General features: G+C 75.1%; 18 protein-coding genes and 1 pseudogene. 11 read left to right on the forward strand and 8 right to left on the reverse strand.

The window, feature by feature from the left end:
- Nucleotides 1–1,901 (forward strand): serine/threonine-protein kinase (locus AC1RSJ_RS16330; protein ID WP_493119522.1); only part of this gene is annotated, 1,901 nt, incomplete at its 5' end.
- The gene (locus AC1RSJ_RS16335; protein WP_493119523.1) at nt 1,898–3,568 is read left to right on the forward strand and encodes a DUF5719 family protein; all 1,671 of its coding nucleotides are present in this window, start codon (nt 1,898–1,900) and stop codon (nt 3,566–3,568) included. The genes AC1RSJ_RS16330 and AC1RSJ_RS16335, both read left to right, overlap by 4 nt.
- Before the next feature lie 38 nt (nt 3,569–3,606).
- On the opposite strand, the gene AC1RSJ_RS16340 is transcribed toward AC1RSJ_RS16335, so the two are convergent.
- Nucleotides 3,607–4,035 (reverse strand): metallopeptidase family protein, encoded by a 429-nt coding sequence (locus AC1RSJ_RS16340; RefSeq protein ID WP_493119524.1) that lies wholly within the window; start codon nt 4,033–4,035, stop codon nt 3,607–3,609.
- Between the two features lie 43 nt (nt 4,036–4,078).
- Between AC1RSJ_RS16340 and AC1RSJ_RS16345 the strand changes: the two genes are divergently transcribed.
- From AC1RSJ_RS16345 to AC1RSJ_RS16360, 4 genes are all read left to right on the forward strand, one after another.
- Nucleotides 4,079–4,288 carry a DUF3499 family protein gene (locus AC1RSJ_RS16345; RefSeq protein ID WP_493119526.1) on the forward strand — a complete coding sequence of 70 codons (210 nt, stop codon included), beginning with the start codon at nt 4,079–4,081 and terminating at the stop codon, nt 4,286–4,288.
- 14 nt (nt 4,289–4,302) lie between these two features.
- Complete coding sequence (locus tag AC1RSJ_RS16350) at nt 4,303–5,727, forward strand: phosphomannomutase/phosphoglucomutase (RefSeq protein WP_493119527.1); 1,425 nt, start codon at nt 4,303–4,305, stop codon at nt 5,725–5,727.
- Nucleotides 5,728–5,779: 52 nt separating this feature from the next.
- Nucleotides 5,780–7,270, forward strand: coding sequence for an adenosylhomocysteinase (ahcY, locus tag AC1RSJ_RS16355; RefSeq protein ID WP_493119528.1), 1,491 nt, complete (start codon nt 5,780–5,782; stop codon nt 7,268–7,270).
- Nucleotides 7,271–7,455: 185 nt separating this feature from the next.
- On the forward strand, nt 7,456–9,375 hold the full coding sequence (locus AC1RSJ_RS16360; protein ID WP_493119529.1) for a glycoside hydrolase family 76 protein: 1,920 nt from the start codon (nt 7,456–7,458) through the stop codon (nt 9,373–9,375).
- 85 nt (nt 9,376–9,460) lie between these two features.
- On the opposite strand, the gene AC1RSJ_RS16365 is transcribed toward AC1RSJ_RS16360, so the two are convergent.
- Nucleotides 9,461–10,312, reverse strand: a complete 852-nt coding sequence (locus AC1RSJ_RS16365; RefSeq protein ID WP_493119531.1) for an RDD family protein — start codon at nt 10,310–10,312, stop codon at nt 9,461–9,463.
- Nucleotides 10,313–10,357: 45 nt separating this feature from the next.
- Between AC1RSJ_RS16365 and AC1RSJ_RS16370 the strand changes: the two genes are divergently transcribed.
- Nucleotides 10,358–11,353, forward strand: coding sequence for a stage II sporulation protein M (locus AC1RSJ_RS16370; protein ID WP_493119532.1), 996 nt, complete (start codon nt 10,358–10,360; stop codon nt 11,351–11,353).
- Here AC1RSJ_RS16370 and AC1RSJ_RS16375 read toward each other — a convergent pair.
- The 6 genes from AC1RSJ_RS16375 to AC1RSJ_RS16400 form a co-directional block, all read right to left on the reverse strand.
- Complete coding sequence (locus tag AC1RSJ_RS16375) at nt 11,350–11,529, reverse strand: hypothetical protein (RefSeq protein ID WP_493119533.1); 180 nt, start codon at nt 11,527–11,529, stop codon at nt 11,350–11,352. The two genes, AC1RSJ_RS16370 and AC1RSJ_RS16375, sit on opposite strands and share 4 nt — an antisense overlap.
- A 123-nt stretch (nt 11,530–11,652) precedes the next feature.
- Complete coding sequence (locus AC1RSJ_RS16380) at nt 11,653–12,969, reverse strand: DUF58 domain-containing protein (RefSeq protein ID WP_493119534.1); 1,317 nt, start codon at nt 12,967–12,969, stop codon at nt 11,653–11,655.
- Nucleotides 12,970–12,972: 3 nt separating this feature from the next.
- Entirely contained in the window at nt 12,973–13,953 is a 981-nt protein-coding gene (locus AC1RSJ_RS16385) for an AAA family ATPase (protein WP_493119535.1), read from the reverse strand.
- Nucleotides 13,950–15,206: a DUF4350 domain-containing protein gene (locus tag AC1RSJ_RS16390; protein WP_493119536.1), complete on the reverse strand. Its 1,257-nt coding sequence runs from the start codon at nt 15,204–15,206 to the stop codon at nt 13,950–13,952. Before AC1RSJ_RS16390 ends, AC1RSJ_RS16385 begins: the two co-directional genes overlap by 4 nt.
- Nucleotides 15,203–15,892 carry a DUF4129 domain-containing protein gene (locus AC1RSJ_RS16395; RefSeq protein WP_493119541.1) on the reverse strand — a complete coding sequence of 230 codons (690 nt, stop codon included), beginning with the start codon at nt 15,890–15,892 and terminating at the stop codon, nt 15,203–15,205. The genes AC1RSJ_RS16390 and AC1RSJ_RS16395 overlap by 4 nt, the downstream gene beginning before the upstream one ends.
- Nucleotides 15,889–17,403, reverse strand: coding sequence for a hypothetical protein (locus AC1RSJ_RS16400; RefSeq protein WP_493119537.1), 1,515 nt, complete (start codon nt 17,401–17,403; stop codon nt 15,889–15,891). The genes AC1RSJ_RS16395 and AC1RSJ_RS16400 overlap by 4 nt, the downstream gene beginning before the upstream one ends.
- Nucleotides 17,404–17,523: 120 nt before the next feature.
- On the opposite strand from AC1RSJ_RS16400, the gene mtrA reads away from it, so the two are divergent.
- The 4 genes and pseudogenes from mtrA to AC1RSJ_RS16420 all read left to right on the forward strand — a co-directional run.
- Nucleotides 17,524–18,204 carry an MtrAB system response regulator MtrA gene (gene mtrA, locus AC1RSJ_RS16405; RefSeq protein WP_493119538.1) on the forward strand — a complete coding sequence of 227 codons (681 nt, stop codon included), beginning with the start codon at nt 17,524–17,526 and terminating at the stop codon, nt 18,202–18,204.
- Between the two features lies 1 nt (nt 18,205).
- On the forward strand, nt 18,206–19,816 hold the full coding sequence (gene mtrB / locus AC1RSJ_RS16410; protein WP_493119539.1) for an MtrAB system histidine kinase MtrB: 1,611 nt from the start codon (nt 18,206–18,208) through the stop codon (nt 19,814–19,816).
- Nucleotides 19,813–21,507 (forward strand): LpqB family beta-propeller domain-containing protein, encoded by a 1,695-nt coding sequence (locus AC1RSJ_RS16415; RefSeq protein ID WP_493119540.1) that lies wholly within the window; start codon nt 19,813–19,815, stop codon nt 21,505–21,507. Before mtrB ends, AC1RSJ_RS16415 begins: the two co-directional genes overlap by 4 nt.
- 62 nt (nt 21,508–21,569) lie before the next feature.
- Nucleotides 21,570–21,824: pseudogene (locus tag AC1RSJ_RS16420) on the forward strand (ComF family protein); the annotation flags it as partial.

The raw sequence follows: 21,824 nt of genomic DNA on the forward strand, positions 1-21,824 counted from the left end.
CCCGCACGCTCGGCTGGGGCGCGATCGCCCCGCTGCGGGTCACGCCGGCGGACCTGCGCCGCCGGCGGGCCTCGGCGCGCGAGCGCGAGGCGGAGGGCCGCGCGGACGCCGCCCCGCTGGTGCGCGCCGAGTTCCTCTCGGGCGGCGGCGTCTGGGTGGTCGTCGCCGCGGGGCTCGTCGGCCTCGCGTCGTGGTGGCGGCTCATCGGTGCCGCGGCGCTCGAGGGCGGGGCCGCGCAGCCGCTCGCCGGCACGCCCGCGGCGCTCTGGACCTCCGCGCTCGGACTCGCGCGCGACCTCGCGACCGGCGCCTCCGCCCCGGCCGACCCGTTCGCCTCCGTGCTCGCCGTGCTCGGCTCGATCTCGTTCCCGGCGCCGTCGGCCGCGCTCGTCGTGCTCTGGCTGCTCGCACTCCCGCTCGCCGCGCTCGGCGGCTGGTGGGTCGCGACGCGGTTCAGCACCCGGGCGGCGCCGCCGGCCGTCGCGGGGCTCATCTGGGCGCTCGCGCCACCGCTGCTGACCTCGCTCGCGGAGGGCCGCGTCGCCGCCGTCGTGGCGCATCTCGTGCTGCCGTGGCTCGTGCTCGCGGCCTACGAAGGCCGCCGATCGTGGAGCGCGGCCGCGACCGCCTCGCTGCTGTTCGCCGTCGAGGCCGCCGCGGCGCCGTCGCTGGTGCCGGCGCTGCTCGTCGCCTGGCTCGGCTGGGCCGCGATCCGCCCGAAGGCCCTGCACCGTCTGATCGGCATCCCGATCCCCGCGGTCGCGGTGCTCCTCCCGCTCGTGCTGCACCAGCTCGCGGCCGGCCGGCCGCTCGCGCTGCTCGCCGATCCGGGCACCGTGACCCCGTTCGCGACCCCCGGCGGCTGGGCGCTCGCGCTCGCCGAGCCGCAGGCCGACGCGCTCGGCTGGGCGCAGCTGTCCGCGGCGCTCGGCATCGGCGGGCAGCTCGGCGGCGTCGCGGTCGCGGTGCTGCTCGCGCCGCTCGCCGCGCTGGCGCTGCTCGCGCTGTTCCTGCCGGGCTCGCGCCGTGCCATCCCGCCGCTCCTGCTCTCGCTGCTCGGTCTCGCGACGGCGGCGGCGTCGGTGCAGCTGCGGCTCACCGCCTCGGGCACGGAGTCGGTCGCCGTCTGGCCGGCGCCGGCCCTGAGCCTGTATCTGCTCGGCCTCGTCTGCGCGGCCGTGCTCGGCCTCCGCGCGCTCGGCAGCACGGGCGGCGTGGCCGGGCTCGTCGTCGCCCTCGCGGTCGTCGCGGTCGCCGTGCCCTCCATCGCCGGCGCCGCCGCCGGCCGCACGCCCGCGACGGCCGGCGACGGCAGCACGCTGCCCGCCATCGTGACCGCCCGTGCCGTCGACCATCCGCGCACGGCCACGCTCGTGCTGACGCCGCTCGACGACGGATCGCTCGGCGCGCGCCTCGTCCAGGGCGCCGGAGAGACCCTCGACCAGCAGTCGACCGCCGTCTCGACCTCGCCGGTCAGCGCGCGCGAGCGCCGGCTCGACCGGCTCGCCGGCAACATCTCGTCGCGGAGCGGGCTGGATCCGGCGCCGGAGCTCGACGCGTTCGGCATCAGCTACGTGCTGCTCGCGCCGTCGCCCGAGCAGGCGTCCGCCGACCAGACCGCGGTGCGCGCCCGCGCGCTCGAGGGCCTCGACTCCGACGCCACGCTGAGCCCGGTCTCGACCACGGCGTACGGCACGCTCTGGCAGTATCCCGGGCTGAAGTCCGCCCGCCCCGCCGCCGTCTCGTCGACGCCGCTGCACTCCACGCTGCTCACGATCGAGGCCGTGGTGCTCGCGGCCGCCCTGCTCCTGGCGATCCCGACCTCGCGCCGCCGCCGGGTGGTCGCCGAGGAGGACCCGCTCGAGGATCCGGGCAACTCGTTCGGGGAGGAGGACGAATGACCGACGACCGCACCCCGCCGGACGGCGTGCCCGTCGTGCCGTCCGCGCCGGAGGCCGAGCCGGCGGATGCTGTGACGGACGCCTCCGACACGGACGCCCCCGACACGAGCGCCCCCCGCGCCGCCGAGACCGAGGCTGTCGGCACCGAGGCCGCCGGGACCGGCTCGGAGCCGGCGGACGAGCCCCGCGTCGTGCCCGCCGTGCCGCCCGCCGGCGCGCCGCCGGTGCATCCCCGTCCCGGCACCCTGAGCGCGCGCCGCGCCGCGGTCACCGGACTCCGCCTCCTCACGGGCGTCGTCGGACTCGTCGCCTCGATCGCCGTCATCGCGGCGGTCGGCCTCGTGCCGCTGCCCGGGATCGGCGGCGCCGCCCCGGCGCAGCGCGTCACGCCCGTGCCGGCCGAGCTCTCGAGCGTCTGCCCCGGCGCCCTGCTCCGCCTCGGCGGCGCGGCCGGCGCGGATGCCGCGACCGCCGCGTCGGTCGGGCGCGCGACCGTGACCACCGCGGCCACCGGCACGACGGCCGACCGCGCCACGCTCACGCCGTCCGCCACCGACGCGCAGGTGCTCACCGCCGACCCGGGCGCCCGCGCCGCGCTCGGCGGCGCGCAGAGCCAGGGCATCGCCACCGAGCAGCTGCTCGGCCTGGCGGCGACGTCGTGCCGCGAGGCCGCCGGCACGAGCTGGCTCGTCGGGGGCTCGACCACGACCGGGCGCACCACGCTCGTCACCCTGAGCAACCCCACCGAGGTCGCGGCCACCGTCGAGCTGCGCATCTGGGGCGAGAACGGCGCCGTCGACGCGCCGGGCATGAGCGGCATCCTCGTCGCGCCGCGGAGCCAGCGGGTGCTCTCGCTCGCCGGCTTCGCACAGGACCTCGCCTCGCCCGTCGTCGAGGTGGTGAGCCGGGGCGGGCGGATCGTGCCGACGCTGCAGGAGTCGATCATCCGCACGCTCGATCCGGGGGGCGTCGAACTGACCGGCGACGCGGCGGCCCCGGCGCGGAGCCAGACCATCCCCGGCGTGCGGATCATCGCCCCGGAGGCGGTCGGCTCGCTGCTCGGCCTCGCCGACTACGGCGACACCCGCACCGTGCTCCGCCTGCTCGCGCCCGACGCCAAGACGGAGGCGCGGGTCGTGCTCCGCCCGGCCGGCGGCGGCGACGCCCGCACCTCGAGCGTGCCGCTCGAGGCCGGCACGGTGCTCGACCTGCCGCTCGACGACCTGCCCGAGGGCACCTGGTCGGTCGAGATCGACGCGGACGCCCCGGTCGTCGCGTCCGCGCGGGCGTCGACGGCCTCGCCGCTCACCGGCTCGGCCTACGAGGCGCCGGTCAGCGACCTGGCCTGGTTCGCCGCGCCCGATCCGCTCGACGGGTCCGCGGTGCTCGCGGTGCCGGACGGGCCCTCACCGCAGCTCGCGATCGCGAACCCGGGCGGCACCGCGCGCACCGCGACCCTCCGCCCGCTCGACGGCGGCGCCCCCCAGCAGATCGCCGTGCCGGCACGGTCGGCCGTGTGGGTCGCTGTCGGGGAGGATGCCGGCTACCGCCTCAGCGGCGGGTCCGGGCTCGTCGCCTCGGTGTCGCTCGGCGGCGACGGGCAGCTGGCGGCGTATCCCGTCGTCTCGCCGCGGGCCGTCTCCGGGCCGATCACGATCCGGCGCTGATCCGCGCATCCACGGATCCGCGCGATCGATCGATCCGCTCAGAAATGGCGGAAGCGCTCGGGCGAGATGTCCCAGGGGTCCTTGCCGAGCAGCTCGGCGACGGCGCGGAAGACGCAGCTCTCGATGTACGAGCGCCGGTGCCACTCGTCGTCGCGGTGCAGGTGCGCCAGCCGCTCGATCGGCACGCGGTAGAGCACGATGCGGCGCTGCCGGCGGCTGACGCGCCAGCGGTCCAGGCCCTCCGGTCCGGCGTCGTCCGCGGGCAGGCCTGCGACCTCGAACGCGACCCCGGCGAGCTCCTCCGGCCAGATCTCGCGGCAGTGCTCGGCGGCGTCCGCCACGCACGAGTCGAAGAAGTCGAGGCGCGTGCGCAGCATCGGCAGGGCCGGACCCGTCGCGGATGACCGCAGGCCGCGCCCGTGGCGCTCGCGGTAGCCGCGGCGCGGGGAGGCGTCGCTCGCGGGCATGCCGTCAGTCTAGGACGGGCGCCGCGCTAGGCTGGCCCGCGAGATGACGGGCAGAGCGTGCAGCAGGGCCGCGTGCGAGCGCGAGGCCGTCGCCACCCTCACCTACGTCTACGCGGACTCGATGGCGGTGCTCGGCCCGCTCAGCATCCGGCACGAGCCGCACAGCTACGACCTGTGCACCGTGCACGCCGAGCGCCTCTCGGTGCCGCAGGGCTGGAGCGTCATCCGGCACGTGGTCGCCGAGGACCTCTGACGAAGGAGCAGCCCATGCCCCATGCCATCCGCCTCGCCGACTTCGTGAAGGCGTACGACGTGCGCGGGCTCGTCGGCTCCGAGCTCACCGAGGAGGTCGTGCAGGCCGTGGGCGCCGCGTTCGCCGATGAGCTCGGCTCGGCCGGCCGCATCATCGCGGTCGGCCACGACATGCGCGACTCGTCGCCGGGCTTCGCGGCGGCCTTCTCCCGCGGGGCGCGGCGGCGCGGCGCCGACGTCGTGCAGCTCGGGCTGTGCTCGACCGACGAGAGCTACTTCGCGTCGGGCGCGCTCGACCTGCCGACCGCCATGTTCACGGCCAGCCACAACCCCGCCACCTACAACGGCATCAAGCTCTGCCGCGCGGGAGCCCAGGCGATCTCCATCGACACCGGGCTCGGCGCCGTGCGCGATCGCGCGCAGGCCTACCTCGACGCCGGGCTCGCCGACGGACCCGAGCCGTCCGGCGCGGAGGGCGGCGAGTCGTCGCGCGACGTGCTGCCCGAGTACGCGGCGTACCTGCGCTCCCTCGTCGATCTCGCGGGCATCCGCCCCCTCAAGGTCGTCGTCGACGCCGGCAACGGCATGGGCGGACTCACCGTGCCGGCCGTGCTCGGCGAGGCGGCTGGGCTGCCGGCGCTGCCCCTCGAGCTCGTGCCGATGTACTTCGAGCTCGACGGGACGTTCCCGAACCACGAGGCGAACCCGCTCGACCCGGCGAACCTCGTCGACCTGCAGGCGGCGGTGCGCGAGCACGACGCCGACCTCGGCCTCGCCTTCGACGGCGACGCGGACCGCTGCTTCGTCGTCGACGAGCGCGGCGAGCCCGTCACCCCGAGCGCGGTCACCGCGATCGTCGCCCTCCGCGAGATCGGACGCGTGCGCGCCGCCGAGCCGGACGCCGAGATCGCGATCATCCACAACCTCCTCGTCTCCCGGGTCGTGCCGGAGACGGTCGAGGGCGCCGGCGCGACGCCCGTGCGCACGAAGGTCGGCCACTCCCTCATCAAGGACCGGATGCGCGAGACCGGCGCCGTCTTCGGCGGCGAGCACAGCGCGCACTACTACTTCCGCGACTTCTGGGGCGCGGACAACGGCATGCTCGCGGCGATGCACGTGCTCGCCGAGCTCGGCGGCCAGGACCGCCCGCTGTCGGAGCTCGGCGCCGAGTTCACCCCGTACTCGGCGAGCGGCGAGATCAACTCCGTGGTGGCGGACGTGCCCGCCGCCTACACGCGGCTGCTCGAGGGCTTCGCCGGCGCCGAGATCGACGAGCTCGACGGGCTGACCCTCCGCGGCGCCGACGACGAGGGCTGGTGGTGGCTCACGGTGCGCCCCTCCAACACCGAGCCCTACCTGCGGCTCAACCTCGAGGCCGAGACCCGCCCGGCGATGGAGCGGCTCCGCGACCGCGCGCTCCAGCTCATCCGCCAGGACTGACGCCGCCGGCCGGCCTGGGGCGGAGGCGGCCGGCCTGGGGCAGAATGGTCGCATGTCGATCGAGACCGCAACCGCCACGTCCGCCCCCGCGTCCTGGCGCGTCGCCGACCTCGCCCTCGCCGAGTCGGGGCGCCACCAGCTCCGCCTCGCCGAGAACGAGATGCCCGGCCTGATGGCCCTCCGCGCGGAGTTCGGCGCGTCGAAGCCGCTCGCCGGGGCCCGCATCGCCGGCAGCCTGCACATGACCGTGCAGACCGCCGTGCTCATCGAGACGCTCGTGGCCCTCGGCGCGCAGGTGCGCTGGGCGAGCTGCAACATCTTCTCCACGCAGGACGAGGCCGCCGCAGCCGTCGTCGTCGGCCCCGACGGCACCGTCGACTCGCCGCGCGGCGTGCCGGTGTTCGCCTGGAAGGGCGAGACGCTCGCCGAGTACTGGGAGTGCACCGAGGCGATCTTCGACTGGTCGGCCGAGGCGGCCGAGGCCGGCGCCGACTGGTCGGGCCCGAACATGATCCTCGACGACGGCGGCGACGCCACGATGCTCGTGCACAAGGGCCGCGAGTTCGAGCTCGCGGGCGCCGTGCCCGCCGACCAGCCCGGCGACGCCGAGGAATGGCGCGTCATCCTGGCCGTGCTGCGCCGCTCGCTCGCCTCGAGCACCGACCGCTTCACCCGCATCGCGGAGGGCATCCAGGGCGTCACCGAGGAGACCACCACGGGCGTGCACCGCCTGTACGAGCTCTCCCGCGCCGGCGAGCTCCTCTTCCCGGCGATCAACGTCAACGACTCCGTCACGAAGAGCAAGTTCGACAACAAGTACGGCATCCGCCACTCGCTGCCGGACGGCATCAACCGGGCCACCGACGTGCTCATCGGCGGCAAGGTCGCGTTCGTCGCGGGCTACGGCGACGTCGGCAAGGGCGCCGCGGAGGCGCTGCGCGGCCAGGGCGGCCGCGTCATCGTCAGCGAGGTCGACCCGATCAACGCCCTCCAGGCGGCGATGGACGGCTTCCAGGTGGCGCGCCTCGAGGACGTCATCGGCGACATCGACATCCTCATCACCGGCACCGGCAACAAGGACGTGGTCACGCTCGACCACCTCCTCGGCCTGAAGCACCTCGCGATCGTCGGCAACGTCGGCCACTTCGACAACGAGATCGACATGGCCGGCCTCGAGTCGCTCGCGGGGGCCGAGAAGGTGGAGATCAAGCCGCAGGTGCACGAGTGGCGCCTGCCGACCGGCCGCAGCATCCTCGTGCTCAGCGAGGGCCGCCTGATGAACCTCGGCAACGCGACCGGCCACCCGTCGTTCGTGATGTCGAACTCGTTCGCCAACCAGGTGCTCGCGCAGATCGAGCTGTACGCCTACCGCGACCGCTACCAGACCGAGGTCTACGTGCTGCCGAAGCACCTCGACGAGAAGGTCGCGCGCCTGCACCTCGACGCGCTCGGCGTGCAGCTCACCGAGCTCACCGCCGACCAGGCCTCCTACATCGGCGTGCCGGTCGACGGCCCGTACAAGCCGGACCACTACCGCTACTGAGCGACGCCGCGAGGGCCGGCCGGGCGGATGCCCGGCCGGCCCTCCGCGCGTCCGCGTCCGGACGCGGTTTCTCAAAATACTGGACGAAATCGGCCGTGACCCCTGTTCGGGGGCCATGGAACGCGCTACGGTCGGGACCCGTGCCGGACGTCGGGGTCCGGCCGGGATGCTCAAGGGGGAGCACCGTGCGGCTCACGCAGCTCGTTCCGTCCATCATCGGCATCGCCGCGCTCGCGGCCGCCGTGCTGTCGCCCGCGGTCGCGCAGGCCGCCGAGACGCCGCAGCCGCCCGGCGCGCTGCCGGCCTGGCAGGCCGTCGCCCCGGATGCCGCCGTCGTGCCGCTCACCGCCGCGGGCCGCGTCTGCACGATCACCTGCGACGGCGAGGCCGTCGTGCCGATCGCGGACGCGCTCCCGGTGCAGGCCGTCGACGTCGCGGGCCGGTCGCTGACCCTGCATGCGTCGCTGACGCAGGGCGTCGGCTGGGGTGCGCTGTCCGGCGCCGCGGCCGGCGACCGGCTCTGGGTCGAGCGCTCGTTCGACGCCGGCGCGACGCGAGAGCAGCCGCTCGCCCCGTCGTCCGCCTCGGCCGCGACCGCGCTCCAGACGCCGCCGGTCAACCTCGCCGATCCGTCGAACCACCGCCGCGGCATCGTGCGCGCCTGCGCCGCGGCCGACGGCACCACGGCCTGCACCGCCTGGGCGTACCGCGCGAGCGTGCGGGGCGCCGTCCGCGACGGATCCGCTCCGGCGACCGCGGGCGCGCAGCAGCCGGTCGCGGCCGCCACGAGCACGAACCGCGCCATCCGCCTGCACATCGGCGGGAACGGCGCCGCGTGGGCGACCGTCGAGGCGGCCACGGCCGGCGACACGGTCTGGGTCGAGCGCTCCTGGAACGCCGGCACCAGCGCCACGGGCGGACGGCTCGGCGCCGCGGTCGTGGCGGCCGGCTCGTCCACGGCCTCGACGACCGCCTTCGTCGCGGCCGAGCCGCGGCTGAAGCTCTACGGCGGCGCGGTGCGCGCGTGCGCCCAGGTGCTGCAGGCGCAGACGACGGCCTGCACGGCCTGGGCCCGGCCGGCGGGCGACCGACTCGCCGCGGCCGCCGACGCGCTCGCCTACGACTACGACCCGTACACGGCGTGGTGGCCATCGAGCTGGTGGAACTCCGCCGTCGCCATCACGACGGTCATCGACTACCAGCGCCAGACCGGCGACACGACCTACGCCTGGATGATCGACCGCACGTTCGAGGTCAACCGCCAGGCCTTCCCGGCCGGCGAGAAGAGCGGCGACGAGCTGCCCGGCAACTTCGTCAGCCGCGCCATCGACGACGGCGTGTGGTGGGGGCTCGCCTGGACGCGCGCCTACGACCTCACCGGCGACGCGAAGTACCTGCAGATGGCCGAGACGATCGGCGACTACACGTCCGGCTACTGGGACACCTCGACCTGCGGCGGCGGCGTCTGGTGGAACGGGGAGCGCACCTACAAGAACGCGGTCGTCAACGGCCAGTACATCCGCCTCGCCGCCGAGCTGCACAACCGCATCCCCGGCGACCACGACTGGCTGAACCGCGCCGTCGACGGCTGGAACTGGTACCAGGACGTCGGGATGGCGGGCCCCGACGACCTCGTGAACGACGGGCTCACCGACGACTGCGCGAACAACGGCCAGACGGTGTGGACCTACAACCAGGGCCTGCCGATCGGCGCGGGGGCCGAGCTGTTCCGGGCGACGGGCGACTCGGCGTACCTCGACCGCGCCGGCGAGCTCGCCGACGCCGCGACCGCCGACGGGCTGCTGACCGTCGACGGCATCCTCACCGAGTCGTGCGACAAGCCGGACGCGTCGAACGCGTGCGACGACAACCAAAAGCAGTTCAAGGGCATCTTCGCGCGCTACCTGCAGGACTTCTCGACGGCGGCCGACGGTCGCGAGTCCGGGTACCTCACGACGCAGGCGGACTCGGTGTGGACGAAGGACCGCGACGCGCTGAACCGGATCGGCGAGCGCTGGTCCGGTCGCGATGCGGCCGGATCGCCGAACGTGCGCGACTGGCGCACGCAGGCGAGCGGACTCAGCGCGCTGCTGGCGAGGAGCTGACTCGGCCCTGGTCGGGACTCAGCCCCGGTCGGGACTCGGCCCCGGTCGGGACTCGGCCCCGGTCGGGCTCAGTCCCGGTCGGGGCTCAGCCCCGGTCGGGGAAGGCGTGCGGCAGCTCGGTGAGCGCGGGCGCGAGGCGGCCGAGCCCCTCGCGCTCGCGCCGCAGCGCCTCCGTCTCGCGGTCACGGCGCAGCACGACGACCGCGGCGAGGAACAGCTCGGCGGGCGCGGGAGGCACGGGGGAGACCCAGCGCGCGGTCTCGTTCGCGAGGCTGCGGGCGAGCATCTCGCGGCGCTCCGGCAGCATCCTGGCGGCCTGGCCGAGGAACTGGCGCACGCGCCGGGCGAGCGGTGCGGGCAGGCGCGCAACATCGGCCGTGCGCGACCATTCGAGGAGCTGCGCGGGCACGCCGTAGACGGGCGGCAGCTCCTTCGGCACGCGCTCGTACTGGGCGTAGGTGCCGGCGAGCAGGTCGCCGACCCGCTTCGTGCGCCGGGTGAGGAACCCCGCGAGCGCGGCCGGTCCGCCGGCGAGCACCACGAACTCCGCGAAGCCGGCGACCGAGCGGATGAAGACGTGCCAGAACGTGATCGCGCCGCCGTCGTCGCGCACGATGCGGGCGCCGACCGCGAGCCGGCCGAGCGACCGGCCGCGCGACGCGAGCTCCACCACGAGCGGCGCGACGATGAACGCGATCACGAGCAGCGCCGTGATGAAGCCCGGCACGAGCTGCCCGGGGATGACCTCGAACAGCCGCGTGGTGCCGGCCGCGAAGAGCATGCCGAGGAACAGCAGCCACGACAGCAGGACGTCGATGGCGGCACTGGCGGCGCGGAGGGCGAATCCCGCCGGGCGCAGTGCGAGCGCGACCGCCTCGCCGGTGATCAGCTCGTCGTCGCCGATGCCGGGATCGGTGTCGAGCTCCGCGGAGGCCATGCGGGCATTCAACCAGACCATGAGCATCACTAGACTCGGCGCCAGATGGATCTCGACGCCTTCTCCGCAGCGCATCGCCCGGAGTGGGACCGGCTCGACGAGCTGGCCCGCCGGGCGCGGCTCAGCGGGCGCGACGCCGACGAGCTGATCGACCTGTATCAAGCGGGCGCGACGCAGCTCAGCGCCGTGACCTCGACCGCGGGCGACACCGTCGTCGGCGAGCGGCTCTCGCTCGCCCTGTCCCGCGCGCGGCTGCGGTTCACCGGGGTGCCGGCGGACCCGCTGCGCCAGCTGCAGACGTTCTTCGGCGCGCAGCTGCCGGCGGCGATGTACCGCGTGCGCTGGCTCACGCTCGCGATCGCGCTGATCACGATCCTCATCGGCATCGGGTACGGCACCTGGATCGCCCAGGACCCGCGGATGCTGGCCTCCCTCGGCGACGACGCGACGCTCCGGCGGTACGCCGAGCACGACTTCGTGGCGTACTACTCGGAGAGCTCCGAGTCGGTGTTCGCGGCGCAGGTCTGGTCGAACAACGCCTGGCTCGCGGCGCAGTGCATCGCGCTCGGCTGGACCGGCATCTGGCCCGTGAAGATGATCTTCGACAACGCGCAGGGCATCGGCATCGCGGGCGGCATCATGTCGGCGTACGGCCACGGCGACGACTTCGTGCTCTACATCGCACCGCACGGCCAGCTCGAGCTCTACTCGATCTTCCTGGCGGCGGCGGCCGGGCTGCTCACCTTCTGGTCGCTGCTCGTGCCCGGCGCGCGCACCCGCACCCAGGCGATCCGCGAGGACGGCCGCGCGTTCTTCACGCTCGTCGTCGCCTGCACGATCACGCTGCTCATGTCGGGCATCATCGAGGGCGCCGTGACGCGGCAGCCCTGGCCCTGGCCGGTGAAGATCGGCATCGGCACCATCGCCCTCGGCTCGGTGCTCTTCTACCAGTGGGTCGTCGGCGGCCGAGCCTGGCGGGCCGGGCAGACGGGAGACCTCGACGAGGTGGACGCCGGCGCGTCCCAGATCGTCGAGGGTTAGCCCCGACCGGGACCGCGCCGCCCGCGGACCGTCGAACGCCGGACCAGGCTGATCACCGCGGTGGCGAGGATCAGGACGATTCCGATGATCCCCAGCCAGATGAGTCCTTTGATGGCGAAGCCCACGATGGCGAGGATCAGCCACAGCACGAGCAGGACGATGACGAGGATGATCATGCCGCGACGGTACGCGCACCCGTCGTACCGGCCCGACACCTGCGGGCGCCGCTCAGGTTGCTGAGCCGCACCTCGGATCCCTGAGCCTGTCGAAGGGCTTCGACAGGCTCAGCCATCCGCGGACTAGAGCCGTCCGGCGGCCTTGAGCGCCAGGTAGAGGTCCGCGACGCGGGGCGGCAGCTCCTCGGGCGCACCGGTCACGACCTCGCCGCCGAGCCGGCGCACGGCGGCCGCGACGCGCTCCGCGTCGAGCAGGGCGCGCTCCGCCGCGGCCGCCCGGTAGACCTCCGTGCGGTCGCCGCGCTCGGCGGCCGCGGCCACGACATCCGGATCCGAGACGGACGCGACGGCGACGACGTGCCGCCGCGTGAGCTGCGGCAGGATCGACAGCAGGCCGGAGGCGGCGCCCGGGGCGTCGATCGAGGTGAGCAGCACGACGAGCGAGCGCTGGCTCGTCACCGAGCGGATGAGGCCCGGCACGGCGCTCCAGTCCGGCTCGAGCAGCTCCGGCTCGATCGGGGCCATCGCGTCGACCATCTTCGCGAGCAGGTCGGCGCCCGTCGCCCCCTGCACCCGCGCGCGCACCCGCCGGTCGGCGATGAGCAGGTCGACGCGGTCGCCCGCGCGGCTCGCGAGCGCCGCGAGCAGCAGCGACGCCTCGAAGCCGGTGTCGAGCCGCGGCTCGTCGGCGATGCGGGCGGCGGCGCTGCGTCCGGAGTCGACGAGGATCACGACGCGGCGGTCGCGCTCCGGCCGCCAGGTGCGCACGACGAGCTTCATCGCGGAGGGCACGAGCGGGTCGCGCCGTCGTGCCGTCGCCCGCCAGTCGATCGAGCGCACGTCGTCGCCGCGCACGTACTCGCGCAGGCTGTCGAACTCGGTGCCCTGGCCGCGGATGAGCAGACTCGTGCGGCCGTCGAGCTCGCGCAGCCGGGCGAGGCGCGACGGCAGGTGCTTGCGGGAGTTGAACGGGGGCAGCACCCGCACGGCGCCCGGCGCCGTGAGCGTCGCCTGCCGGGCGATGAGGCGCAGCGGGCCGTACGAGCGCACGGTCACGTGCAGCGCGCGGCGCTCGCCGCGGCGGAACGGCGTGAGGCTCTGGCGGATCGCGCGGCGCTCGCCGGCCGGCACGTCGAGGCGCTGCCGCTTCGGGGCGATGCGCGCCGACGGATGCCAGGCGTCGCGGATCACGCCGCGCACGCGCCGTCGTCCGCGGTTGCGCACCGTCAGCACGGCCGCCGCGGTCTCACCGAGCCGGAGGCGCGCCGGCAGCTCGCGCTCGAGGTCGAGCCGCCGCGGCGAGCCCGCGATGAGCGCGTCGAGCAGCCCGAGCACGAGGGCGCCGCCCGCCCAGGCGCCCACCACCCAGAGCTGCCCGGTCAGCACCGTGGGGACGGCGCCGAGCGCGAGCAGCAGCACGAACCAGCCGGAGATCGCCATGGGTCAGATCGGCACCCGCACCTGCTGCAGGATCGAGCGCAGGATCGAGTCCGCGCCGACGCCCTCCAGCTCCGCCTCCGGCCGCAGCTGCAGGCGGTGCCGCAGCACGGGCAGCGCCATCTGCTGGATGTGGTCCGGCGTCACTCCCGGCGCGCCGGTGAGCCAGGCCCAGGCGCGCGCCGCGGAGAGCAGGGCCGTCGTGCCGCGCGGGCTGACGCCGAGCCGCACGGACGGGCTCTGGCGGGTGGCGCGCGCGAGGTCGACGACGTAGCCGAGCACGTCGCGGCCGATGCCGACGGTCCGCACCTCGGCGCGGGCCGCGGCGAGCGAGCCCGCGTCGAGCACCGGCTGCACGCCCGCGGTCGCCAGGTTGCGCGGGTCGAAGCCGGCCGCGTGGCGGGCCAGCACCTCGACCTCCGTCTCGCGCTCCGGCAGGTCGAGCACGAGCTTGAGCAGGAAGCGGTCGAGCTGCGCCTCCGGCAGCGTGTAGGTGCCCTCGTACTCGACCGGGTTCTGGGTCGCGGCGACGAGGAACGGCACCGGCAGCTTCCGGGTGACGCCGTCGGCGGTCACCTGGCGCTCCTCCATGGCCTCGAGCAGCGCGGACTGGGTCTTCGGCGGCGTCCGGTTGATCTCGTCGGCGAGCAGCAGGTTCGTGAAGACGGGGCCCTCGCGGAACTCGAAGCGGCCCTCCTTCGCGTCGTAGACGAGCGAGCCCGTGATGTCGCCGGGCATGAGGTCCGGCGTGAACTGCACCCGCTTCGTGTCGAGCTGCAGGGTGCGGCTCAGGGTGCGCACGAGCAGGGTCTTCGCGACGCCGGGCACGCCCTCGAGCAGCACGTGGCCGTCCGCGAGCAGCGCGATGAGCAGCCCGGTGACGGCGCCGTCCTGTCCGACGACCGCCTTGCCGACCTCCTCGCGCACGCGCTGGAAGGCGCCGCGCAGGTCGGCCGGGGCGGGGGCGGGAGCGGGGATGTCGGTCATGATCCTCCTCGTGGGGATGCCGCATCGGGCGGCCGGACGGCGGCGGTGACGGCGCGCTCCAGCAGGAGCAGCTCGTCGGAGAGCCGGGTGAGATCGGCGTCGGTCTGGGGCACGGCGTCGACGAGCAGCGCGCCGATGTCGGCGCCGGGGCGGCCGGTCGTCGCGGCGGTGGCGGCGACGACCTCCGCCAGGCTCGCGGTGCGCGGGATGCCGAGGGTGCGCGAGAGCCGCCGCACGGTGCCGAGGCGGAGGGCGTCGAGCGCCCGGAGCCGCGACGACGAGCGCGCGTAGAGCCGTGCGCGCCCCTCCATCGTCTCGCTGGCCGGCACGACGACGGGCAGGTTCTCGACGGCGAGCGGCCCGAACCGGCGGCCGCGCCAGAGCAGCGCGCCGATCAGCACGACGAGCGCGAGCACGGCCACCGGCGTGTACCAGCCCGGGTAGAGGCTCGGCGCGGAATCGGTCGCCGGCACGTCGTCGATGCCGGGCAGGTACCAGACGAGCGTGGTCGTCTCGCCGAGCAGCCCGAGGGCGAACGCCGCGTTGCCGGCCGAGCCGACCTGGTCGTTGTGGAGCGCGTCGCGGGCGCCGAGCACGTCGATGCGCACGTCGCCGGGCACGCGGAGCAGGCCGTAGCCGTCCGTCCCGTTGCCGAGGCAGCCCTCCGCGTCGAGGTCGGGATCCGCCAGGTAGCGCGTGCCCTCGGCGAGCACCCGGTCCGCCGTCGTCAGTCCGCCGACCCGGCAGCCGGTCGCCGTGCCGTCGGCGACGCCGGCGGCGCGGACGCCCGGCACCAGGGAGCGCAGGGTCGGGAAGTCCGGCTGCACGAGCACGAGATGGTCGGCCATCCCGCGGAGGCGCTGCAGCTGCGCGTCGTCGAGGATGCCGCCGTCGTCGACGAGCACGATCGTCGTGTCCGCGGGGTCGGCGGCGGCGCGGCCGGCCTCGTCGAGCGACGCCGCCGCGGTGACGTCGACGCCCTGCTCGCGCAGCACCTGGGCGACGGCGCGCCCGCCGATCGGGCTGGGATCGTCCGGTCCGAGGTCGGTCGGCGCGGCGGGCAGGCCGGCGATGCCGGTCATGACGGCCGCGACGACGATCACGACGGCGCCGATGACGAGCGCGCCGATCCAGCGCCGCCCGACGGTGCGGGCGGTGGGAGTGAGCACCCGCGCGCCCGAGGCCTCGGACGCGGCCTCGGAGGGCGCGTCGGGCGTCGCCTCGGGCGGTGCGGAGCCGATCGGGGCGCTCATCGCGGCAGCAGCTCCGGGGCGGGGGTCGCGTCGAGCACCGGGCTCGCGGACTGCAGCGCGCGGTCGAGCTCGCGCAGCTCCCGCCAGCCGGCCTCGTCGCCCGGGGCGCCGAGGTAGCGCACGCCGTCGAACGCCGCCGCGCCGCCGCGGAGCCGCAGCGCGAGGTCGGGGAACGCGTCGCCGGCCCGCGCGGCGACGGCGCCGGAGGTGCTGCCCGGCAGCAGGGTCACGATCGTGCGCTCGCCGAGGCCGCGGGCGATCGCGCGGTACTGCTCGGCGATCGCGAGCGCCCAGTCCCCGGCGCGGGCGGCGCGCTGGGCGGCGGCACGGAGCTCGGCGGCGCTGCGCACGTCGTCCTCGCCGAACAGGGTGTCGCCGCCGAGCACGCGGCTGCGACGCCGCAGCCGCGGCGCACCCCAGACCAGGAACGCGATGACGGCGATGATCAGCACGATCACCACGAGGCCGACGACGCCGACCGGCGGCCCGCCCGGCGTCGCGGGCACCCGGAGGTCGTCGAGCCAGTCGAAGAAGCCCTGCGAGATGCGGTCGAGCAGCGTCGGCTTCGCCTGCTGGTACTCGGCCTTCGTGAGCTCCCGCCGCAGCAGCTCGCGCGCGGTCGGCGCGTCCGGGTCGACCGGCACATCCGCTCGGAGCAGGGCGGCGAGCGCCCCGGCAGCCGTCATCGCCACGGACCGGCCGTCGGCCAGGGCCCGCCGGCCGGCTCCGGTGCGGCGCCCGAGCGGGACGGATCCGGGATCCACGGGTCCGGCACGCTGTCGTCGCCGGCGGCGCGGGCGTCGACGTAGCGGATGAGCTCGAGGTCGAGTCCCTCCTTGCGCATCCGCAGGTCCGTGTAGAGCAGGGCCGTCGTCGAGGTGATCATCACGATGCCGAGCGCCGCGACGACGAACGAGACGACGAGGATCGCGCCGTAGATCACGAGGATCCAGGCATAGACCGCATCGAGGTCGGAGCCGTCGGCGCCGAACAGCGAGAACGAGAGCGCGCCGACGAACCAGATGGGCGTGATGATCACCTGCGCGGCGATGCCGTACATCGTCTGGACGAGCAGCAGGATGCCGAAGGTCTTCCAGAACGCGTTCTTGATGAGCTGGCGCGAGCGCCGCACCGCATCGCGGATGCGCAGCCGCTCCACCACGATCGCCGCGGGCACGTAGACGGTGAGCATGCCGAGCCAGACGGCGCCGACGGCGAACCCGGCGTAGAGGATGAGCGCGACCGGGATCGCGATCAGCGCACCTGCGGTGCCTCCGAGCCCGATCAGGGTCGGGATGCCGACCACCACGACGATGCCGACGACGTAGGCGGCGATGACGAGCCCCACCCAGCCGACGAGCCGCGGCAGGGTCGGCCTGAGCCGCGCCCAGATCGCACGGAGGCGGAGGCGCTCGCCGACCGTGGCGCGCGACACCTCGATCGTCACGGTGCCCTGCACGATCGACGCGACGACTGCCTGTAGCGCGATCGTCACCAGGCCGGTGAGGACGCTCGCGATGATGCCGCCGCTGAGGATCGCGTTCTGGTCGTCGCCGGTCGCGGTGAACGAGCGCGAGACGGTGAACCAGATGACGAGGCCGATCAGCGCGGCCGAGACGGCGCTCGAGGCCAGGGTCAGCAGCAGCGCGAGGCCGAAGGTGGGCAGCGGGTTGCGCCGCATCACCGTGAACATCGCGCCGAGGATCGTGCCGAGCGTCAGGGGCCGCAGCGGGATGAGCCCGGGCTTCGGCGGCGGCGTCCAGCCGGATGACGGGCCCGGCATCGCGCCGATCGGCACCGGTGCGGCGCCGGGGGGCGCGGCCCAGCCGCCGGACGGATCGCCCCACGGCTGCACCGGGGGAGCGGGCTCGACCCAGGGCTGCTGCACCGGGGGCTGCCCCCAGGGCTGCGCGGGTGCGGCGGGCTGCTGGCCCCATGCCTGCTGCTGGCCCCATGCCTGCTGCGGGCCCCATGCCTGCTGCTGCGGGGGCTGCTGCTGCCCCCAGGGCTGCTGGCCGGGTGCGGGCTGCTGCGGCCCCGTGCCGTAGCCCCACGGCTGCTGCTCGGCCGGGGCCGCCGGGGCGGACGGCGAGACCCAGGTCGGCGCGGCCGACGGCGCCGCGGGCGGTGCGTCCGGCGGGGCCGCGGGGAGGCCGTCGGCGGGGTCCGCCGGGGGCACGGCTGCGTCGTCCGACATGTCCGCCTCCCCGTCGCCGCGCACTTGTCGCGCAATCCTCAGCCATGTTTCCACACTCGGCTAATCTGGGGAGCGACAATCCGCACCGCGCCTCCGCGCGGACCCGAGCCCCGAGGCCCCGTGAACCCACGCATCCTGGTCGTCGACGATGACACCGCGCTCGCCGAGATGATCGGCATCGTCCTGCGAGCCGAGGAGTACGAGGTCGAGCACGTCGCCGACGGCACGAGCGCGCTCGACCGCTTCCGCGAGGTCAAGCCCGACCTCGTGCTGCTCGACGTGATGCTGCCGGGCATGGACGGCATCCAGGTCTGCTCGCAGATCCGCGCCGAGAGCGGCGTGCCGATCATCATGCTCACGGCCAAGAGCGACACGGCCGACGTCGTCCGCGGGCTCGAGAGCGGTGCCGACGACTACGTCGTCAAGCCCTTCAACCCGAAGGAGCTCGTGGCGCGCGTGCGCACCCGGCTCCGGCCGACGCTGCCGGCGACCTCCGACACGCTCGCGATCGGCGACCTGTCGATCGACGTCGCCGGGCACGAGGTGCGCCGCGACGGCACCCGGATCGCGCTCACGCCGCTGGAGTTCCAGCTGCTGCTCGCGCTCGCCGCGAAGCCGAAGCAGGTCTTCACCCGCGAGATGCTGCTCGAGCAGGTCTGGGGCTACCACTACAAGGCCGACACCCGGCTGGTGAACGTGCACGTGCAGCGGCTGCGCTCGAAGATCGAGCACGACCCCGACAACCCGCGGATCGTCACCACCGTCCGCGGCGTCGGCTACCGAGCCGGCTCCGGCGACTGACGTGGAGCGGGTGGCCTGGCGGGAGTGGCCGGCCCGGCTGCTGCACCTCTGGCGCGGCTCGCTCCAGCTCCGCGCCGTCGCCGCCACCGTGGTGCTCTCCACCGTCGCGGTGATCGCGATCGGCGGCTTCATCTCGACCACGGTGCGCGGCAACCTCTTCGACGCCCGCCGCGACCAGGTGGTCGCCGAGGCCTCGCGCGCGACGGCGAACGCGCAGAACGAGTTCGCGAGCGCGCAGCTCACGGAGCCGGAGGACTTCGAGGCCGCGCAGGGCCGCGCCTACGAGTCGATCCTCCGGTCGATCTCGAGCCCGGCCGGCACGACGCTCGTCGCGATCCTGTCGGTCGGCAACCAGACCGGCGCCGGCGGCATCCAGCCCTTCATCAGCAAGGGCTTCGACCAGTCGTCGATGGTCTCGACCGCGCTCGCCGCGTCGGTCGCGGACGACGACGGCAGCACCGTGTACTCGCAGCCGGTCGCCATCGCGCGGGAGGACGGCGGGCAGGATCCGGCGATCGTCACCGGCTCCGTGCTCGACGTGCCGGCGTCCGGCCGCTACGCGCTCTACCTCGTGTTCACCCTCCGCGACGTGCAGACGACCCTCGACTTCGTGCAGCAGACGATCGCCCTCGGCGGGGTCGCGCTCGTCGTGCTCATCGCGGCGGTCGCGTTCGTGGTGGTCCGGCTCGTCGTCGGCCCGGTGCGCGTCGCCGCGGAGGCGAGCCGCAAGCTGGCCCGCGGCGAGCTCGCGGAGCGGCTGCCGGAGCGCGGGGAGGACGTGCTCGCCACCCTCGCGAGGTCCTTCAACAGCATGGCCGACAGCCTGCAGAGCCAGATCCGGCAGCTCGCCGACCTGTCGCGCGTGCAGCAGCGGTTCGTCTCGGACGTCTCGCACGAGCTGCGCACGCCGCTGACCACCATCCGCCTGGCGGCCGACGTGCTCTACGAGCAGCGCGAGGGCTTCGCACCCGCGACGGCCCGCACCGCGGAGCTGCTGCGCACCCAGACCGAGCGCTTCGAGACGCTGCTCGGCGACCTGCTCGAGATGAGCCGGTTCGACGCGGGCGCCGTCGACCTCGAGACCGAGCCGACGAACCTCGTGCCGCTCGTCGAGGACGTGCTCGAGTCCATGGGCCCGCTCGCCGCCGAGCGCGGCACCGAGCTGCGGCTCAGCGCCCCGGGCGGCTACTTCGAGGCGGACGTCGACGCCCGCCGCATCCGCCGCGTCGTGCAGAACCTGCTGGCCAACGCGATCGACCACGGCGAGGGCCGCCCGATTGACGTCTGGGTCGACAGCGACCGGGAGGCGGTGGCGATCGCGGTGCGCGACCACGGCATCGGGATGACGGAGGCCGACGCCGCGCGCGTCTTCGACCGCTTCTGGCGCGCCGACCCCTCCCGCCAGCGCCGCACCGGCGGCACCGGCCTCGGCCTCGCGATCTCGCTCGAGGACGCCGCCCTGCACGACGGCGCGCTGGAGGTCTGGTCCCGGCCGGGGGAGGGCAGCTGCTTCCGCGTCACGCTGCCGCGCGAGCGCGGCGGCTCGATCGCCCGCTCGCCCATCCCGCTGCCGCCGGAGGACCTCGACCGCGCCGACGGGGGTGCGGCATGATCCGTGGGCCGGGCGCCGTGCGCCGCCTCGCCGCCGCGATCGCCGCCGGCGCGCTCGCGGCCGTGCTCGCGGGCTGCGTCACCATCCCGGTGTCCGGCCCGGTCGACGCCCGCCAGGTCGAGGGCGACTCCGGCGACACCGGCGTGCTGTTCCTGCCCGCGCGTCCGGAGAAGGACGCCAGCCAGGAGGAGATCCTCAACGGCTTCATCGCCGCCGGCACCGGCATCTCCAACCGCTTCGGCGTCGCGCGGGAGTACCTCACCACGAAGCTCGCCGCGAGCTGGAACCCGAACGGCTCCGTGCTCGTCACCGACGCGAGCCGCAACGACGCCGTGCGCACCGGCCCGCAGTCCTTCTCGCTCACCGTGCACGCGACCGCGCGCGTCGACGCCTCCGGGCTCTACACGCCGCTCGGCGAGACGACCTCGAGCACGCTGCAGTACCGCTTCGAGAAGGTCGGCGGGCAGTGGCGCATCTCGGAGGCGCCGGACGGCATCGTGCTGAGCCCGACGAGCTTCTCGACGATCTTCGGCGCATACCCGCTGTACTTCTTCGACCCGAGCTCCGACTACCTCGTGCCGGACCTCCGCTGGTTCCCGAGCGGCACCGGCGCGGCCGAGCGGATCGTGCGCGGGCTCATCGCGGGTCCATCGTCGTGGCTCGGCGGCGGCGTCGTCTCCGCGTTCCCGAAGGGCGAGCAGCTCGGCACCGACGGCGTCACCGTCGACGCCGGCACCGCGAGCGTCGACCTCAGCGACGACGTGCTCTCTCAGAACGACACCACGAAGTCGCGCATGCTCGCCCAGCTCAGCGCGAGCCTGCAGGCGCTCGGCACGGTCAGCCGCGTGGAGCTGACGGCGAAGGGCTTCCCGGTGACCGCGCCGGCCCCGGCCGTCGCCGACGCCGCCCCGCGCGTCGGCGCCTCGACGCTCGCGGTGCGGGATGGGGCCATCGGCGAGCTCGGCGGGTCGTCGCTCCAGGCGCTCGGCGGCTTCTCGGCCCTGGCTGGCGTGACGCCCTACTCGGCGACGCTCGACCACGCCCGCACCACCCTCGCCGCGCTCGGGGCGAAGGGCGTCTCGCGCGTGCCGTCGTCCGGCGCTGCGGTGCTGCTCGATCCGCGCACCGGGCTGCTGCGTCCCACCGTCGACGCGCAGGGGATGATCTGGTCGATGCAGACCGATCCCGGCTCGCTCCAGGTCTTCGACGTGAAGAACGCCGCGCACGCGGTCGTGTCGAGCTCGCCGGCCGATCCGGGCTCGATCGTCCGCTCGATGCTGCTCTCCCGCGACGGCAGCCGGCTCGTGCTCGGCGTCACGACGGCGCAGGGGCCGGTGCTCCGGGTCGCCGCGGTGCTCCGCGACGCCCAGCTGCAGCCGACCGGGCTCGGGCCCTGGCTCACCCTGCCGCTGCCCTCCGGCACCGAGGTGACCGACCTCGCCTGGATCGACGCGGTCACGGTGGGCGTGCTGCTGCAGGACGGCGACTCGGTCGCGGTGCGCTCGCAGCAGATCGGCGGTCGCGCCACCGACCTCCGCCGTCCGGTCGGCGGCGTGCAGCTGGTCGGCGGCAACGACGGGGCGGACGGGCTGCGCGTGCTCGCCGGCGACGGCGGCGTGCTGCAGCAGACGAACGCCGGCGGCTGGCAGCGCAGCGGACCCGACGTCTCCTTCCTGGTGCCCCAGCAGTAGCGGCCATCCACCGACCCGGCCGCAGTCGGCACGGACCGGCCGGACCGGACGACGATCGCGGGATGACGCCCGCCGCGGCCCCGCTCTCCCCGGCCCTGCGCGCGCTGCGGGAGGCCGCCCTCGACGCGCTCGCACTCGTGCTGCCGATCGACTGCGCCGGCTGCGGGCGCGCCGACCGGGCGCTGTGCCGGCGCTGCCGCGCGGCGCTCGAGCCGAGTCCGCTCCGACGCGAGATCGCCGGCGTCGGCACGGTGACGGCCGGGCTCGCGTACGACGGGGCGGCCCGGGCGGTGCTGCTCGCCGCGAAGGAGCACGGC

This window comes from Schumannella sp. GW821-FHT10F01 (assembly GCF_058809295.1).